Consider the following 16,387-nt stretch of genomic DNA (forward strand, 5'->3'; position numbering starts at 1 on the left):
TGCGGACACCCCACCTGCGCGGCCGCGGGGCGCGCCGGTCCGGGTCAGACGGTGGAGCCACCGTCGATGGCGATCGACGCGCCGGTGATGTGCCGTCCGCCCTCGCCCACCAGGTGGCTGACCGTCGCCGCCACGTCGTCCGGTGTCCCGTACCGGCCGAGCGCGATGTGCGACCGCTGCGCGTCGGCGCCGGTGCTGTCCGCCGGGTTCATGTCGGTGTCGGTGGAGCCGGGAAGGACCAGGTTCACGGTGATCCCGCGCGGGCCGAGTTCGCGGGCGAGCGCCCGGGTCAGGCCGTTGATCGCGCTCTTGGTCATGGCGTAGGCGCTCACCCCGGGAGCCGGGACGCGGCTGGCGAAGCTGCTGCCGATGTTGACGATCCGCCCGCCGTGACCCAGGTGGCGTACCGCTGCCTGGGTCACCAGGAACACCCCCCGCACGTGGACGGCGATGGCCCGGTCCAGGTAGTCGAGGCTGACCTCCTCGAACGGTCCGGACGAGAAGACTCCGGCGTTGTTGACCAGGATGTCCAGCCGTCCCAACTCGGCGACGGCGTGCGAGACCGCGCCGGTCAGAGCGGTCGCGTCGGCGCTGTCGGCGCGGATCGCCAGGCCGGTGCGGCCGTACGACTCGACGTCGGCGACGACCGCCTTGGCGCTCTGCTCCGCCTCGCGGTACGTGAACGCCACGTCGGCGCCGTCCTGCGCCAACCGGCGGACGACCGAGGCACCGATCCCGCGACTGCCGCCCGTGACCAGGGCGACCCTACCGGCAAGGCTGGCCACGCCTCCCCCATTCCGTTCGTCTACTCAGGAGGCCGATCATGGTAGCCCGGTCGGCCGGCGGCGGATCGGGCGCGGTCGGCTCGGGTCGGTGGCGGGAAAGGACGGCGTATTGCCCGCCGTCACTACCGTGGATCCAGCCCGCCCGACCGAACGGCGGCGGCCCTCGCGAGGGAGTTGTCATGCGCCGGCAAACTCTGCTCCGTACCCCCGTCGTCGTGCTGGCCGCCGCGCTGGCGGTCAGCGGCTGCTCGTCCGGCGGCACGAGCGACACGAAGGCCACCGCCACCACCACGGTCACCGAGGCGCCGGCGGATGCGACGGCGCCCCCGTCCGACGCGGCGGCGACCGCAACGCCCGCCGCCCGGGGCACGACCGACGCCGGGTCGACGGGCGGCGGCAGCACCGGGCGGCCCGACAGCGGGTCGACGACCGGTGCTCCGCGGTCCGCCGGCCCGACCATCGACTACTTCCGGGTCGCCCGCAAACCGTCCTGCCCGGCCGGGACCAGCGCGAACCCGATCCCGGGCACCCCGGTGACCGTGGAGTGGAAGGTCGGCAACGTCGACTCCGTCGCCCTCTCGGTCGACGGCCCGGGCGTGTACGCCGACAACCTCCCGCCCACCGGCAGCGAGACGCTGACCTTCCCCTGCTCCGGCGCCGAGGGCGACGTCCAGCGGCACACCTACCTGTTGACGGTCCGCAACTCCAGCGGCAAGCGGACGAAGACCCTCGTGGTGAGCGCGACGGTGCACGACATCCCGGAGGTGTGACCTCGGCCCGTCCGGGCCATGCCGGTGGGGCGGGGACCGGCGGGTACGGGAGAATGAGGGCCGTGACGACGATCCCGAACGTGCTCGCCAACCGGTACGCATCGCCCGAACTGGTCGCCCTCTGGTCGCCGGAGGAGAAGGTCCGGATGGAGCGGCAGCTCTGGCTCGCCGTGCTCCGGGCGCAGCGCGACCTCGGGGTGCCGGTGCCGGACGGGGTGGTCGAGGCGTACGAGCGGGTGCTCGACCAGGTCGACCTGGCCTCGATCGCCGAGCGCGAGCGGGTCACCCGGCACGACGTGAAGGCCCGGATCGAGGAGTTCAGCGCGCTCGCCGGGCACGAGCACGTGCACAAGGGGATGACCTCCCGGGACCTCACCGAGAACGTCGAGCAGCTCCAGGTGCGCCGCTCGCTGGAGCTGATCCGGGACCGGGTGGTGGCCACCCTGGCCCGGCTGGCCCGGCTCGCCGTCGAGCACTCCGACCTGGTGCTGACCGGCCGTTCGCACAACGTCGCGGCGCAGGCCACCACGCTGGGCAAGCGCTTCGCGTCGGCCGCCGAGGAGCTGCTGATCGCGTACGAGCGGCTGGTCGACCTCATCGACTGGTACCCGCTGCGCGGCATCAAGGGCCCGGTGGGCACCGCCGCCGACCAGCTCGACCTCTTCGACGGCGACGCCGACAAGGTGGCCGAGCTGGAACGCCGGGTGGCCGGGCACCTCGGCTTCACCCGGGTGCTGGACAGCGTCGGCCAGGTCTACCCGCGCTCGATCGACCTGGCGGTGCTCTCCGCGCTGGCCCAGATCGCCGCCGCGCCATCGTCGCTGGCCACCACGATCCGGCTGATGGTCGGCCAGGAGCTGGCGACCGAGGGCTTCAAGCCGGGTCAGGTGGGCTCCAGCGCGATGCCGCACAAGATGAACACCCGGTCGAGCGAGCGGGTGAACGGCTTCGCGGTGATCATCCGGGGCTACCTGTCGATGGTCGGCGAGCTGGCCGGCGACCAGTGGAACGAGGGGGACGTCTCCTGCTCGGTGGTCCGCCGGGTGGCCCTGCCGGACGCCTTCTTCGCCGCCGACGGGCTGTTCCAGACCTTCCTCACCGTGCTGGACGAGTTCGGGGCGTACCCGGCGGTGATCAACCGGGAGCTGGAGCGGTTCCTGCCGTTCCTGGCCACCACCAAGATCCTGGTGGCCGCGGTCCGGCGCGGCGTCGGGCGCGAGGCGGCGCACGAGGCGATCAAGGAGCACGCCGTCGCCGTGGCGCTGAACATGCGGGAGAAGGGGGCCGCCGAGAACGACCTCTTCGACCGCCTCGCCGCCGACGACCGGCTCGGCCTCACCCGAGCCGAGATCGACGCCCTGGTCGCCGACCGCACCGCCTTCGTCGGCGCCGCCCCCGCCCAGGTCGACTCCGTCGCCCGCCGGGTGGCCGCCGTGGTCGACACCCACCCCACCGCCGCCACCTACACCCCACCCCCCATCCTCTAACCCCCACCCAGGCAGCATCCCCCGCCCAGGCCGCCGTCGATCATGAAGTTGTTGCCGCGGCACGCCGATCCGGGTGGCAACGACTTCATGATCAACCGGGCCGGGGCCGGGGCCGGGGCCGGGGTGGGGCGGGGTCAGGAGTCGCGGGTGGGGGTTTCGGCGGCGGTGCGGAGGTTGGGGGCGCTGGCCGGCTCGGCGATGCCGCCGGGGGCCTCCGCGATCTCGCCCTCGTGCGCGGTCTCCGCGGCGACCAGCGGCTGGTCGGGCGGCATGACGTCGGGCACCTTGGGTACCACGATCACCGCGGTGCCATACGCGCAGATCTCCATCCACATCTCTCCGCAGTCGCGGCTGTCGAACCGCATGCCGACCACGGCGTTCGCGCCGAGCCGGCGGGCCTCCTCGCCGAGCCGGGCCACCGAGTCGGTACGCCACCGGGTGAGGTTGTCCGGCGCCATCGGGTCGTACGCGCCACCGCGCAGGTTCTTGACCCCCTCGCGGTACGGGTTCCGCGTCCTGGCCATCGATGACACCACTTCGCCGAGAATCTGGCGGATCTCGTACCCGGGTAGTTGCTCCGTCGTCACGACCAGCACGTTTCCGATGCTGTCAGGGGACCCCGCACCCCATCGTGAGGGTTGTTCACCTGATCGGATGCTGCAAAACGGCGCGGCGCGGACGGCCGGCACGCCGCCGACCATCCGCGCCGCCCGGGCGCTAACCGTCAGACACCGGCCACCGAGGTGATCCAGGCCCGGTTGTACGCGACACTGCCGTAGTTCTGGATGTTCACGCCGTCGGCGGTCGAGGCGACGCCGACCTGGCGGCCGTTGTAGAACTGCGGGCCGCCCGAGTCGCCCCGCCACGCGTTGCCGTTGATCCGGGTGCTCCGGATCGCCTGGCCGCCGTACGCGTCGGTGGCGCTGTTGCTGGTCACCCGGACCGAGGCGGTCTTGAGCTGGGTGGAGGCCGAGCAACCGCTGTAGCAGGTCATGCCCCAGCCGTAGATGGTGTTGGTGGAGTTGATCGGCGGGTTGCTGGTGGCCAGCGAGACGTACGAGGTGCTCACCGAGCTGGACAGCCGCATCAGGGCCAGGTCGTAGCGGCTGTAGGTGGCGCTCACGGTGCGGGTGACGCCGCCGGAGGAGCGGTAGACGCTGCCCACCCGGACCGACATCGAGCCGCCGAGGCAGTGCCGGGCGGTGAGCACCCACTGCGGGGCGATGATCGTGCCGGAGCAGGTGAACGAGCCGTTGCTGAACACCGCGGCCGCCCACGGGGCGGACGAGACGGTGCCGCCGCCGATGATCGGGTCCGGGCCGGCCGGGGCGGCGACGGCGCCGGAGCTGGCACCGAGCAGGGTGGCCGCGGTGGTGGCGAGGACCGCGACCAGGGATCGGATGCGCATTGCGGGGGCTCCTTCTGCGGAGATGGACCCGGGTTCGCCGGGTCCGGCCTGCCGGTCGGCGGGCGGGGGTGGCCCGGCGGCCGGGGACAATCATCGACGTCCGACGATGTACCGTAGAGCCCTGAGATGTCGTTCACAAGAGTTTCATCGAAATTGAGCGATGTCCCGGATGGGGGCGGTCCGGCCCGGCGCGCCGGACCGGTCGAACCGGGCGAAACGGCACGTGCGGCAACGAACACGCATCGGGATCGCAACGACTCGGCATCGGTCCCACCGGCCCGCCGCCGATTACGTCGATCACTGCCTGACCCGCGTCCGGCCGGTGCGGCCGGGGCGGGATCTGCCAGGTAGGCTGGCTGCGCTCGCCCGTTGTGGGTCGGCACCCAACTGCGTACACAGTCAGGAGTGCCCAGTGCCTCGCGTCGTCGTCGACGTCATGCTCAAGCCCGAGATCCTCGATCCGCAGGGCCAGGCCGTCGCAAACGCGCTGCCCCGGATCGGCGTCAGCGACGTCGCCTCGGTCCGGATCGGCAGGCGGATCGAGATCGAGTTCACCGGTGAACCGGACCTGGACCGGGCCCGGGAGATCGCCGACAAGCTGCTCGCCAACCCGGTCATCGAGGACTTCACGGTCCGCCTGGTCGAGGCCGACGAGACCGCGGACGCCCGCTCGTGACCGCGCGGGTCGGTGTGGTGACCTTCCCCGGCTCGCTCGACGACGGGGACGCGGCCCGGGCCGTCCGGATCGCCGGCGCCGAGCCGGTCCGCCTCTGGCACGGCGACCCGGCGCTGCACGGGGTGGACGCGGTCGTGCTGCCCGGCGGCTTCTCCTACGGTGACTACCTGCGTTGCGGCGCCATCGCCCGGTTCGCCCCGGTGATGGAGACGATCGTGGACGCGGCCCGGGGCGGCCTGCCGGTGCTCGGCATCTGCAACGGCTTCCAGATCCTCTGCGAGGCCCACCTGCTCCCCGGCGCGCTGACCCGCAACCAGCACCTGCACTTCCGCAACCGCGACCAGTTCCTCCGGATCGAGTCGGTCGGCACCGCCTGGACCAACACCTTCCAGCCCGGCCAGGAGGTGCTGATCCCGGTCAAGAACGGCGAGGGCTGCTACGTCGCCGACCCCGCGACCCTGGACCAGCTCGAGGCCGAGGGCCGGGTGGTCGCCCGGTACATCGGCGGCAACCCGAACGGGTCGCAGCGCGACATCGCGGCGATCACCAACTCCGCCGGCAACGTCGTCGGCATCATGCCGCATCCCGAGCACGCGGTGGAGGAGCTGACCGGCCCCTCCCTGGACGGTCTCGGCTTCTTCACCTCGGTCCTCAAGCACCTGGTGGGGGCGCCGGCGTGACCGGTCGCGGCGGGATCATCGGTCGGCTCACCCGCCCGCAGGGCGGCCCCGAGCGCAGCGAGGAGAGGTCATGACCACCCACCCGGACCCGGTACGGGAGACCCCGGAGGTCGCCCCGGTTGAGCCGCGGGCGGCCGCCGACGTGCCGCCGGCCGCGCCGGCCGCCGGTTCGGCACCCGCCGACTGGGCCGCCGGCGTGGACACCGTGCCGCGCGCCGGTGGCACCCCGGGCGAGCTCCAGCCGTACGCCGAGCTCGGGCTCCGCGACGACGAGTACGAGCGGATCCGCGACATCCTCGGCCGCCGGCCCACCCAGGCCGAGCTGGCCATGTACTCGATCATGTGGAGCGAGCACTGCTCCTACAAGTCCAGCAAGGTGCACCTGCGCCAGTTCGGTGAGAAGGCCCCGCCGAGCGACCGGCTGCTCGCCGGCATCGGCGAGAACGCCGGCGTGGTGCGGGTCTCCGACGAGCTGGCGGTGACCTTCAAGGTCGAGTCGCACAACCACCCGAGCTTCGTCGAGCCCTACCAGGGCGCGGCCACCGGCGTCGGCGGCATCGTCCGGGACATCCTCGCCATGGGCGCCCGCCCGGTGGCGGTGATGGACCCGCTGCGCTTCGGCGCCGCCGACCACCCCGACACCGCCCGGGTGCTCCCCGGCGTGGTCGCCGGCATCGGCGGCTACGGCAACTGCCTGGGCCTGCCGAACATCGGCGGCGAGGTCGTGTTCGACCCGTGCTACCAGGGCAACCCGCTGGTCAACGCGCTCTGCCTGGGCGTGCTGCCGGTGAACCGGCTGCAGAGCAAGGCCGCCGCCGGGCCGGGCAACATCGTGGTGCTGATGGGCGCCAAGACCGGCCGGGACGGCATCGGCGGCGTCTCCGTGCTGGCCAGCGCCACCTTCGACGAGGGCAGCGAGGAGCGGCGCCCGTCCGTCCAGGTCGGCGACCCGTTCATGGAGAAGCTGCTCATCGAGGCGTGCCTGGAGCTGTACGACGCCGAGCTGGTCGTCGGCATCCAGGACCTCGGCGGCGCCGGCCTGACCTGCGCGCTCACCGAGACCGCCGCCGCGGCCGGCACCGGCATGCGGGTCTGGCTGGAGCGGGTGCCGCTGCGCGAGCCCTCGATGGAGCCGCACGAGATCCTGGCCAGCGAGTCGCAGGAGCGGATGCTGCTGGTCGTCGAGCCGGAGAAGCTCGACGCGGTGCTCAAGACCGCCGAGAAGTGGGGCGTCTGGGCCACCGCCATCGGCGAGGTCACCCCGCCGGCGCCGGACGGCCAGCCGGGTCGGCTGGTGATCACCTGGCGGGACCACCTGGTGGTCGACGTCCCGCCGGGTTCGCTGGTCGACGACGGTCCGGTCTACGCCCGCCCGATGCGCGAGCCGGCCGACCTGATCCTGCTCCAGGCCGATCGGGCCGAGACGCTGCCCCGGCCGGCCGACCCGGAGGCGCTGCGCGAGACCGTGCTGCGCATGGTCGCGTCGCCGAACCTGGCCGACAAGACCTGGGTCACCGAGCAGTACGACCGGTACGTGCTGGGCAACACCGTGCTGGCCCAGCCGGAGGACTCCGGCGTGATCCGGATCGACGAGCGGACCGGGCTCGGCGTGGCGCTGTCGGTGGACGGCAACGGCCGGTACGCCCGGCTCGACCCGTACCACGGCACCAAGCTGGCGCTCGCCGAGGCGTACCGGAACGTGGTGGTCACCGGCGCGAAGCCGATCGCTGTCACCAACTGCCTGAACTTCGGCTCGCCGGAGGACCCGGGCGTGATGTGGCAGTTCGCCGAGGCCGTCCGCGGCCTGGCCGACGGCTGCGCCGAGCTGGGCATCCCGGTCACCGGCGGCAACGTCAGCTTCTACAACCAGACCGGCGCCGCGGCCATCCACCCGACCCCGGTGGTCGGCGTGCTGGGCGTTCTCGACGACGTGGCCAACCGGGTGCCGATGGGCTTCGTGCCCCGGCCGAACGGCGACCACGACCAGCTCTTCCTGCTCGGCGAGACGCACGTGGAGCTCTCCGGCTCGGAGTGGGCCTGGGTCACCCACGAGCACCTCGGCGGCGTACCGCCGCAGGTCGACCTGGCGCACGAGCGGGCGCTGGGTGAGCTGCTCGCGGAGGCCGCCCGGGTCGGGCACCTCAGCTCGGCGCACGACCTCTCCGACGGCGGTCTGGCGCAGAGCCTGGTCGAGTCCTGCCTGCGGCGCGGCGTCGGCGCCCGGGTCGCGGTGCCGGAGCGGTTCGCCGGCGGCTCGATGCCGTTCGTCTACCTGTTCAGCGAGTCCGCCGGGCGGGTGCTGGTCTCGGTGCCGCGCGGCCACGAGAAGGCGTTCACCGCCCTCTGCGCCGAGCGCGGGGTGCCGTTCGAGCTGATCGGCGTCACCGACCCGGCCGGCGGTGCGCTGGAGGTGCACGGGCAGTTCCGGATCGGCCTGGACGAGCTGCGCGCCGCGCACACCGCGACCCTGCCGCGCCTCTTCTCCGGTGCCGAGGTCGTCGAGGTGCCCGCGCCGGCGACCGGCGTGGCCGGTGCCGTCGAGGCGGTCCCGCTGCCGGTCACCGAGCCGGCCGCCGAGGTGGCGCCGGTGGACCCGGCGAGCGTCGACTCCGAGCCGATCGCGTCGGCCGGGCCGACCCCGCGGACCGGCGCAGCGGAGCCCGTCGCCCCAGCCGCCGACGAGGCCCCCGAAGCCGTGGCGGACCCCGCCGAGGCCGCCGCCGACGAGCCGGCCGAGGCCGCTGGCGCCGACGAGCCGGCCGAGGCTGCTGGCGCTGCCGAGCCGGCCGAGGCTGCCGCCGAGGCGACCGACGCCGGTGACGGTGAGCAGCCCGCCGCGCCCGATCAGCGCTGAGGCGTTGGCCGCGGCGGTCTACGCGCAGCCCGGTTCGGGCGCCCGGTTGGACTGGGGGCTGAGCGGGGCGGCCGAACTCGGCCGGGTCTGCGCGGTGCTGGTGGTGGTGGACGTGCTCTCGTTCACCACCGCCGTCGAGGTGGCGGTCGGCCGCGGCATGCGGGTGCACCCGTTCCCGTGGGGCGAGCAGGCCGCCGAGTACGCGCGCCGGGTCGGTGCGGTCGCCGCGGTGGGCCGCCGGAGGACCACCCCCGAGCATCCGTGGTCGCTCTCGCCGGCGGCGCTGAGCACCGCCCCGGTCGTGGCCGACCTGGTGCTGCCCTCGCCGAACGGTTCGGCGATCAGCGCCGCGGCCAGCGCCACCGGCCTGCCGGTGGTCGCGGCCTGCCTGCGCAACGCCCGCGCCGTCGGGCGCTGGCTCCAGCGACAGGGGTACGGCTCGACGGACGCGCCGGTCGGCGTGATCGCCGCCGGCGAGCGCTGGCCGGACGGGTCACTGCGACCCTCGGTGGAGGACCAGCTCGGCGCGGCCTGCGTGCTGGACGCGGTGTCGAACGTGCCGGGCGGGCTCTCCGTGGAGGCGGCCATGGCGCTCGCCGCGCTGGCCAGCACCCCGGACGTGCCGGCCGCCGTCCGGGGCTGCGTCTCGGGCCGGGAGCTGATCGAGGGCGGCTTCGCCCAGGACGTCGAGATCGCGGTACGGGTCGGGGTCTCGGACGTGGTCCCGGTGCTCCGCTCCGGCGTCTTCTCCGCCGCCTGACCCCACCGCCCGGCGTACGCCCGGCGAACCGTGCCCTCCGTGCTGTCCCTACGGCCCCGCCCCGGCCAGCGGGTGGCCTGCCCCGGCGACAGCGGCGAACGGAAAGGGCCGCCCGGTCGACCGGGCGGCCCTTCGGTGTTCGTACGGGCCGGAAGGCCCGGATGGTCAGTCGTCCAGCCAGTCCAGCCGGCGGCCACCCCGGTCCTGCGGCGGCGGGCCGTCCGGCCGACCGCGCCCGCCCTGCGGCTGGTCGCCGTAGTAGCCGCCCTGCTCGTAGCCGTTGTCGTAGCCGCCGCGCTGGGTCGGCGGCTCCTGACCGTAGCCGCCCTGCTGGCCGTAGCCGCCCTGGTCGTAGCCGCCGTCATAGCCGCCGCGCTGGGTCGGCGGCTCCTGGCGGTAGCCACCCTGCTGGCCGTAACCGCCCTGGTCGTACCCGCCGGTCGGCTCGCCGCCCCGGCCGTAGGGGGCCGGGTCGGGCTGGCCGTAGCCGCCCTGGTCGTAGCCACCGGTGGGCTCGCCGCCCCGACCGTAGCCGCCCTGGTCCGGCTGGTAGGTGCCGGTCGCGTACGGGTCGGCGGGGGCCGGGTACTGGGTGGCGTCGCCGGTGTACCGGCCGGTCGGCTCGTCGTACCGGTCGCCGTAGCCGCCGCCGTTGGGCGGGTAGCCCGCGGCGCCACCGGCCGGGGGGCCGTAGTCCCGGCTGCCGTAGCCGCCGCCCGAGGAGGGGGCGTTGCCGTAGCCACCGCCCGAGGACGGCGCGTTGCCGTAGCCGCCACCGGAGGAGGGGGCGTTGCCGTAACCGCCGCCGTAGCCACCCGGGCCGGCCGGCTCGTCGCCGTAGCCGGCGCCCGCCCAGCCCGACTGCGGGCTCGCCGCGCCGTACGGCTGCGGCGGGGCGCCGTACGGGTCCGGCGGCACGTCGTCGACCACCGGCCGGTGCATCATCGTCGGCGCGTCGGCGAGCGACCCGCCGCCGGCAACCATGGTCCGGTCCGGTCCGGCGCCGACCCCGTTCACCACCCGGGTCTGGTCGTCCGCACCCCGGTACGCGCCCCGGGCGGCGGGGACCGCGCCGGCGCCGGCGGCGGCACCCATCGGGGCGTCCCCGTCGGCGTCGTCGGTGTTCTCCCGGCGCTTCATCCAGAGCAGCACGATGGTGCCGACACCCGCCGCGACCAGCAGGCCGCCGAGTAGGATGATCAGGTAGGAGCCCATGCCGCCGCCATCGGAGTTGCTGGCGTTGTTCGCCGCGCCCGCCGTCGCCTCCGGCGTCTCCTCGGTCGTCTCGTCGGTGGCCTCGTCGGTCGGCAGGGGCTCCTCGGACGCCGACGGGGTGGCGCTCGGCGTCACCTCGACCTTGATCGCCAGCGCGACGCGAATGCCGGTGACATTGTCCCCGGCACCGGCGGTGAAGCTCTTGGTGGCGAGGATGTTGTCGAAGCTCGCGCCGACGGCGAGCCGGCCCGGGGCGATCGGCTTGCTGCTGGTGCCCGTGAAGCGGAAGTTGCCGCTGTCGTCGCTGACCGCCTCGAACCGCTTGTTGTTGGCGTCCTGGAGGATCACCACCGCGTTCGGCACGGAGGTGCCGTCGGCCTGCTTGACCACCTTGCCGGCGACCGACTTGACGGTCTGTACCTCCGGCGGGGCCGCTGCCTTGACGGTCACGCTGAGCGAAGCCGAGTCGGTCCCGTTGCCCTCGACCCGGATCGTCGCCCGGGTGCCGTTCGCCGCCGGAGCGTTCGCGTTCGCCGTCAGGGTCAGGGTGACCGAGGCCCGCGGCGGTACGCCGTCGAAGTTGACGTCTCCGCAACCCCCGGTGCACTGCACGCCGCTCGGCAGGCCGGTGACGCTGACCTTGGCGGAGTCCTCACCGATCTCCCCGGCGATCTCGACAGCCACGGTGCCGCTGCGGCCGGCGTCGATGGTGACCGAGTTGCCGGAGGATGTGATGCGGGCGGCCTGGGCTGGTGTGGCGGGGACGGCGAGCAGGGCGCCGACGACCAGCGCCACGACCACACCGGCCCGCTGCTTCCAGGCTCGTCGGTGTGTTGACACGTCCACCGCCTTCCGGGCTGACTTCCCTGGACCGGCGGGCGCCGGCCGGGGATCATCACGGTACGAATACGCCGTCGGCAACTATGCCTTGTCTGACCGGATCAGCGCGACCCAGGGGCAGCGTCGGGCCGGCTCCGGGCGAGTCGTATCGTCCCGTGGTGTCCTCTCCGCACATTAAGTCCGCCGCGGTGACGGCGGCGTTGTCGGCGCTCGACGAGGGGCTTACCCCCGAACGACCGGTGCTCCGAGAGGCGGTCCGTGCCCTGTTGACCGCCCTCGCGGATCGCGCCCCCGGCCGATCGGTGGAGGTGCGTGTCCCACCTTACGGTGCAGTTCAGTGCATTTCCGGTCCCCGACACACCCGTGGCACGCCGCCGAACGTGGTGGAGACGGATCCGCGTACCTGGCTGGAACTGGCGACCGGGCGGCTCGACTGGGAACGGGCGGTTACGCAGGGTCGCGTATCGGTGAGCGGGGTCCGGGCGGATCTTTCCGAATATCTGCCGCTCCACGCGGACGGGGAAGCGATCTAGGTAACGGATCGGAGCGATTCCGTGACTTTCTGTATCGACACCGATTCGCGTACACTGTCAGGCGACGACAGAGGTCCCGGCCGAGACGTGTGGGTCGCCCCCGTGATCCGCCAGGCCAGTCCAGATCAGCATGAGGGAGCGGCAGGTGCCCCGAGGCGACGGCCGGCTGAGCCACGACCTTGACCCCCAACGACCCGGCCCGCAGGACGCGTGTGGCGTCTTCGGCGTCTGGGCGCCCGGGGAGGAGGTCGCCAACCTCACCTACTTCGGGCTCTACGCGCTGCAGCACCGGGGTCAGGAGGCGGCCGGCATCGCGGTGAGCGACGGCTCCGGCGTGGTGGTCTACAAGGATCTCGGCCTGGTCGCCCAGGTCTTCGACGAGCCGACCCTGGCCAGCCTGCGCGGGCACGTCGCGATCGGGCACGCGCGCTACTCCACCACCGGCGGCTCGACCTGGGAGAACGCCCAGCCGACCATCCGGTCCACGAGTTCCGGCACGACCATCGCGCTGGCCCACAACGGCAACCTGGTCAACACCGCCGAGCTGCAGCGCGAGGTCGCCGACCGGGGCCTCGTCGCGGACGGCTCGACCAACGACACCTCGCTGGTGACCATGCTGCTGGCCAGCCGCCCCGACCTCTCCGTCGAGGCGGCCGCGCTGGAGGTGCTGCCGCAGCTGCGCGGCGCGTTCAGCTTCGTCTTCATGGACGAGTCGACGCTCTACGCGGCCCGCGACGCCCACGGCGTACGCCCGCTGGTGCTCGGCCGGCTGGAGCGCGGCTGGGTGGTGGCCAGCGAGACCGCGGCGCTGGACATCGTCGGCGCCAGCGTGGTGCGCGAGGTGGAGCCCGGCGAGCTGATCGCCATCGACGAGGACGGGCTGCGCTCCACCCGGTTCGCCGTCCCGGAACCCAAGGGCTGCCTCTTCGAGTACGTCTACATCGCCCGCCCGGACGCCACCATCGCCGGCCGGAACGTGCACGCCGCCCGGGTGCAGATCGGCCGCCAACTGGCCAAGGAGCACCCGGTCGAGGCCGACCTGGTGATCCCGGTGCCGGAGTCGGGCACCCCGGCGGCGATCGGCTACGCCGAAGAGTCCGGGATCACCTACGGCGCCGGCCTGATGAAGAACCCGTACGTCGGGCGGACCTTCATCCAGCCCTCGCAGACCCTGCGCCAGCTCGGCATCCGGCTCAAGCTCAACCCGCTGCGGCAGAACGTGCGGGGCAAGCGGCTGGTCGTGGTCGACGACTCGATCGTGCGCGGCAACACCCAGCGGGCGATCGTCCGGATGCTGCGCGAGGCCGGCGCGCTGGAGGTGCACGTACGCATCTCCTCGCCGCCGGTGAAGTGGCCGTGCTTCTACGGCATCGACTTCGCCACCCGGGCCGAGTTGCTGGCCAACGGCCTGGACACGGAGGGCGTCCGCCGCTCGATCGGCGCCGACACGCTCGGCTACGTGTCGCTGCCCGGGCTGATCGCCGCCACCGAGCAGCCGAAGACCCGGCTGTGCCGCGCCTGCTTCGACGGGGAGTACCCGATCGAGCTGCCGGCCGGCAACCTGATCGGCAAGCACGTGCTCGAAGGGGTGGGCCGTCGGGTCGCGAACACCACCCCGGACGCCCTCGACCGCACCACCCCGCCACTCGTCGCCACTCCGGGCGGCGCGACCGCACACCGCCCGTAGCACCACCGGCGCCCCGGCCACCGCCACGGCGCCGAGAACCACAAAGGGGAGAACCGTGACGCACGTGTCCGAGCGCAGCGGCGCAGGAAGCAGCCCGACCGGCGCCGGCGGCGAGCGCCAGCCGTGGACGGCCGGTGCCGGCCGCCAGGCGCGCAAACGCTCGGTCTCGTACGCGGACGCCGGCGTGTCGATCGAGGCGGGCGACCGCGCGGTCGAGCTGCTGAAGTCCAAGGTGCGCCAGACCCGGCGGCCCGAGGTGCTGGGTGACCTGGGTGGCTTCGCCGGCCTGTTCCGGCTGGACACCAAGAAGTACAAGAACCCGATCCTGGCCTCGTCCACCGACGGCGTGGGCACCAAGCTGGTGATCGCCCAGCAGATGGACATCCACGACACGGTCGGCATCGACCTGGTCGCGATGGTCGTCGACGACCTGGTCGCCTGCGGCGCGGAGCCGCTCTTCCTGCTCGACTACATCGCCACCGGCGAGGTCGTGCCGGACAAGGTCGCCGAGATCGGCGCCGGCATCGCCGACGGCTGCCGGTACGCCGGCTGCGCGCTGCTGGGCGGCGAAACCGCCGAGCACCCGGGCGTGCTCCGGCCGGACGAGTACGACATCTCCGCCACCGGCGTCGGCGTGGTGGAGGAGAGCGAGATCCTCAGCCCGGAGCGGGTCGAGGTGGGCGACGTGGTCATCGCGATGCGCTCCTCCGGCCTGCACTCCAACGGCTACTCGCTGGTCCGGCACGTGCTGCTCGGCGCCGGCCGGATGCGGCTGGACGTGGTGATCGAGGACTTCGGCCGGCAGCGGACGCTCGGCGAGGAGCTGCTCACCCCGACCAAGATCTACGCGCAGGACTGCCTCAAGCTGATCGCCGAGGCCGAGGTGCGGGCGCTGGCCCACGTCACCGGCGGCGGCATCCCGGGCAACCTGGTCCGGGTGCTGCCGGAGCACGTGGACGCCGTGGTCAACCGCTCCACCTGGAAGCCGCAGCCGATCTTCGACCTGATCCAGGCCAAGGGCCGGATCGAGGACCCGGAGATGGAGGCGACCTTCAACATGGGCGTGGGCATGTTCGCCATCGTGTCGGCGGAGGACGCCGACCGCGCGCTGGCCACGCTGACCGGCCGCGGCGTCGACGCCTGGCAGGCCGGCGAGATCATCGAGGGCTCCGGCAACGTGCAGATGATCGGTCACCACACCCGCGGATGATCACGCTCTGGTGATCGTACGGGCACCTGATCAGGGCTTCACCCGAGTGGCCATCGCCGCCTAGCCTGAAGGGCACCCTCAGGCACAGCGGAGGAGGGCGATGGCTGCTCGGGGACAGTCGTTCAGCGGAATGCGCGGCCTGGCCGCCGTTCCGTCGTACGTCGTGATGCAGCCCACCACCCTCTGCAACCTGGACTGCGCGTACTGCTACCTGCCCTTCCGCTCGGCCGATCGGCGGATGCCGGTACCGGTGGCCGAGGCGGTCGCGGCGTCGGTCAACCCGTGGGCGGCGGCCGGGCGGTTCTCGGTGGTGTGGCACGGCGGTGAGCCGCTGGCCGCCGGCCGGGAGCACCTGGCCGCGCTGTTCGCGCCGTTCGGGCCGGAGGTCGAGCACCACGTCCAGACCAACGCCACGCTGATCGACGACGCCTGGTGTGCGTTCTTCGCCGAGCACCGGGTGCGGGTGAGCGTGAGCGTGGACGGGCCGCGGGAGCGCAACGGCGACCGGGTGACCCGGGTCGGCCGGCCGGCGTACGACCGGATCCTGCGCGGGGTGGCCGCGCTGCGCCGGCACGGCCTGCCGTTCTCGGCGCTGGCGGTGGTGAGCCGCCCGGAGCCGGGCCTGGCCACCGAGCTGTACGACTACTTCCTCGCGCTCGGCTGCGACGTGCTCGGCATCAACATCGAGGAGACCGAGGGGGTCAACACCCGCGACAACTCCCACGACGCCGGGGTGGTGACCGCCTTCTGGGCGGAGCTGGTGGCGGCCTGGCGCCGGGACCCGCGGATCCACCTGCGGGAGGTCGAGTGGTCGCTGCGGTACACCGCGGCGGTGCTGGACGGCACCGCTGACGACCTGCTGCCGCGCCGGCTGGACCCGATCCCCACAGTGGGCCACGACGGCTCGGTGACCGTGCTCTCGCCGGAGCTGGCCGGCTTCACCGACGCCCGGTACGGCGACTTCAGCAGTGGCAACGTGCTGGCCACGCCGCTGGCCGAGATCCTGGCCGGCGCGGCGGGCACGCCCTGGGTGGGCGAGTTCCTGACCGGCGTGGAGGCGTGCCGCTCGTCCTGCCCCTACTTCGGTTTCTGTGGCGGGGGTCACGCGGCCAACCGCTACTTCGAGCTGGGGCGTTTTGACGGTACGGAGACCGAGCACTGCCGCAACAGCAAGATCCGCCTACTGGAGGGAGTGTTGGAGCATGCCCGAGACCACCAGTCACCGGCCTGAGCGCGTGGCGGGTGCCGCCCCGGACGGGGTCGCCGAGCGGGTGCGGGAGGCCGCCCCGGGACTCACCGCGCTACTGCACGAGGCCGAGGCCGCGCGACGGCTGCGGGCGGAGGTGTCGGGCGGCGACGGTGCCAGCGCGGTCTGCGCCTGGAACCACTTCGAGAACATCCCGACGTTCTACAACTGGAACAACCGGCCCCGCTGAGGCGGACCGGGATCAGGGACCTGCCGATCGACCGGAGTCGCCTCCG

14 protein-coding genes and 1 pseudogene are annotated in these 16,387 nt (G+C 73.3%); 11 read left to right on the plus strand and 4 right to left on the minus strand.

Features of this window, described 5'->3' with window-relative positions; all coding sequences use genetic code 11:
• Positions 1 to 44: 44 nt before the first annotated feature.
• The gene (locus tag GA0070609_RS29825) at positions 45 to 785 is read right to left on the minus strand and encodes an SDR family NAD(P)-dependent oxidoreductase (RefSeq protein ID WP_088996871.1); all 741 of its coding nucleotides are present in this window, start codon (positions 783 to 785) and stop codon (positions 45 to 47) included.
• A 179-nt stretch (positions 786 to 964) separates the two neighbouring features.
• On the opposite strand from GA0070609_RS29825, the gene GA0070609_RS29830 reads away from it, so the two are divergent.
• Positions 965 to 1,555, plus strand: coding sequence for a hypothetical protein (locus GA0070609_RS29830; RefSeq protein ID WP_157748331.1), 591 nt, complete (start codon positions 965 to 967; stop codon positions 1,553 to 1,555).
• 62 nt (positions 1,556 to 1,617) lie between these two features.
• Positions 1,618 to 3,042 (plus strand): adenylosuccinate lyase, encoded by a 1,425-nt coding sequence (gene purB / locus GA0070609_RS29835; protein ID WP_088996873.1) that lies wholly within the window; start codon positions 1,618 to 1,620, stop codon positions 3,040 to 3,042.
• A 134-nt stretch (positions 3,043 to 3,176) separates the two neighbouring features.
• On the opposite strand, the gene GA0070609_RS29840 is transcribed toward purB, so the two are convergent.
• Together GA0070609_RS29840 and GA0070609_RS29845 are read right to left on the minus strand one after the other, a co-directional pair.
• The gene (locus GA0070609_RS29840) at positions 3,177 to 3,743 is read right to left on the minus strand and encodes a YbjQ family protein (protein WP_088996874.1); all 567 of its coding nucleotides are present in this window, start codon (positions 3,741 to 3,743) and stop codon (positions 3,177 to 3,179) included.
• Positions 3,744 to 3,766: 23 nt separating this feature from the next.
• On the minus strand, positions 3,767 to 4,450 hold the full coding sequence (locus GA0070609_RS29845) for a S1 family peptidase (RefSeq protein WP_088996875.1): 684 nt from the start codon (positions 4,448 to 4,450) through the stop codon (positions 3,767 to 3,769).
• A 412-nt stretch (positions 4,451 to 4,862) separates the two neighbouring features.
• Here GA0070609_RS29845 and purS point away from each other — a divergent pair, with 412 nt between their 5' ends.
• From purS to GA0070609_RS29865, 4 genes are all read left to right on the plus strand, one after another.
• Positions 4,863 to 5,126, plus strand: coding sequence for a phosphoribosylformylglycinamidine synthase subunit PurS (purS, locus tag GA0070609_RS29850; RefSeq protein WP_088996876.1), 264 nt, complete (start codon positions 4,863 to 4,865; stop codon positions 5,124 to 5,126).
• Positions 5,123 to 5,806: a phosphoribosylformylglycinamidine synthase subunit PurQ gene (gene purQ / locus GA0070609_RS29855; protein ID WP_088996877.1), complete on the plus strand. Its 684-nt coding sequence runs from the start codon at positions 5,123 to 5,125 to the stop codon at positions 5,804 to 5,806. Before purS ends, purQ begins: the two co-directional genes overlap by 4 nt.
• A gap of 70 nt (positions 5,807 to 5,876) precedes the next feature.
• Positions 5,877 to 8,660 carry a phosphoribosylformylglycinamidine synthase subunit PurL gene (gene purL, locus GA0070609_RS29860; RefSeq protein WP_088996878.1) on the plus strand — a complete coding sequence of 928 codons (2,784 nt, stop codon included), beginning with the start codon at positions 5,877 to 5,879 and terminating at the stop codon, positions 8,658 to 8,660.
• Between the two features lie 4 nt (positions 8,661 to 8,664).
• A complete protein-coding gene (locus GA0070609_RS29865; RefSeq protein ID WP_088998043.1) occupies positions 8,665 to 9,420 on the plus strand; it encodes a 2-phosphosulfolactate phosphatase in 756 nt (251 codons plus the stop codon).
• Positions 9,421 to 9,585: 165 nt separating this feature from the next.
• Here GA0070609_RS29865 and GA0070609_RS29870 read toward each other — a convergent pair.
• Positions 9,586 to 11,531, minus strand: a pseudogene (locus GA0070609_RS29870) (hypothetical protein).
• Positions 11,532 to 11,663: 132 nt separating this feature from the next.
• Here GA0070609_RS29870 and GA0070609_RS29875 point away from each other — a divergent pair.
• The 5 genes from GA0070609_RS29875 to amcA all read left to right on the plus strand — a co-directional run bounded on the left by GA0070609_RS29875 (position 11,664) and on the right by amcA (position 16,341).
• A complete protein-coding gene (locus tag GA0070609_RS29875; protein WP_408630687.1) occupies positions 11,664 to 12,008 on the plus strand; it encodes a sterol carrier family protein in 345 nt (114 codons plus the stop codon).
• A gap of 145 nt (positions 12,009 to 12,153) precedes the next feature.
• The gene (gene purF / locus GA0070609_RS29880; protein WP_088996879.1) at positions 12,154 to 13,695 is read left to right on the plus strand and encodes an amidophosphoribosyltransferase; all 1,542 of its coding nucleotides are present in this window, start codon (positions 12,154 to 12,156) and stop codon (positions 13,693 to 13,695) included.
• 55 nt (positions 13,696 to 13,750) lie between these two features.
• A complete protein-coding gene (purM, locus tag GA0070609_RS29885) occupies positions 13,751 to 14,905 on the plus strand; it encodes a phosphoribosylformylglycinamidine cyclo-ligase (protein ID WP_088996880.1) in 1,155 nt (384 codons plus the stop codon).
• 130 nt (positions 14,906 to 15,035) lie between these two features.
• Positions 15,036 to 16,136, plus strand: a complete 1,101-nt coding sequence (gene amcB / locus GA0070609_RS29890; protein WP_331716944.1) for a cyclophane-forming radical SAM peptide maturase AmcB — start codon at positions 15,036 to 15,038, stop codon at positions 16,134 to 16,136.
• A complete protein-coding gene (gene amcA / locus GA0070609_RS29895; RefSeq protein ID WP_088996882.1) occupies positions 16,108 to 16,341 on the plus strand; it encodes a multiple cyclophane-containing RiPP AmcA in 234 nt (77 codons plus the stop codon). The genes amcB and amcA overlap by 29 nt, the downstream gene beginning before the upstream one ends.
• The last annotated feature ends 46 nt before the right edge of the window (positions 16,342 to 16,387 follow it).

Origin of the sequence: Micromonospora echinaurantiaca (assembly GCF_900090235.1) — a bacterium.
GTDB classification, from domain to species: Bacteria; Actinomycetota; Actinomycetes; order Mycobacteriales; family Micromonosporaceae; genus Micromonospora; species Micromonospora echinaurantiaca.

What these genes read in the sequence shown, in the direction of transcription:
- amcB (WP_331716944.1), top strand. Translation starts at nt 15,036, where the DNA reads ATGCGCGGCCTGGCCGCCGTTCCGTCGTACGTCGTGATGCAGCCCACC.
- purL (WP_088996878.1), top strand. Translation starts at nt 5,877, where the DNA reads ATGACCACCCACCCGGACCCGGTACGGGAGACCCCGGAGGTCGCCCCG.
- GA0070609_RS29830 (WP_157748331.1), top strand. Translation starts at nt 965, where the DNA reads ATGCGCCGGCAAACTCTGCTCCGTACCCCCGTCGTCGTGCTGGCCGCC.
- amcA (WP_088996882.1), top strand. Translation starts at nt 16,108, where the DNA reads ATGCCCGAGACCACCAGTCACCGGCCTGAGCGCGTGGCGGGTGCCGCC.
- GA0070609_RS29840 (WP_088996874.1), bottom strand. Translation starts at nt 3,743, where the DNA reads ATGGTCGGCGGCGTGCCGGCCGTCCGCGCCGCGCCGTTTTGCAGCATC.
- GA0070609_RS29845 (WP_088996875.1), bottom strand. Translation starts at nt 4,450, where the DNA reads ATGCGCATCCGATCCCTGGTCGCGGTCCTCGCCACCACCGCGGCCACC.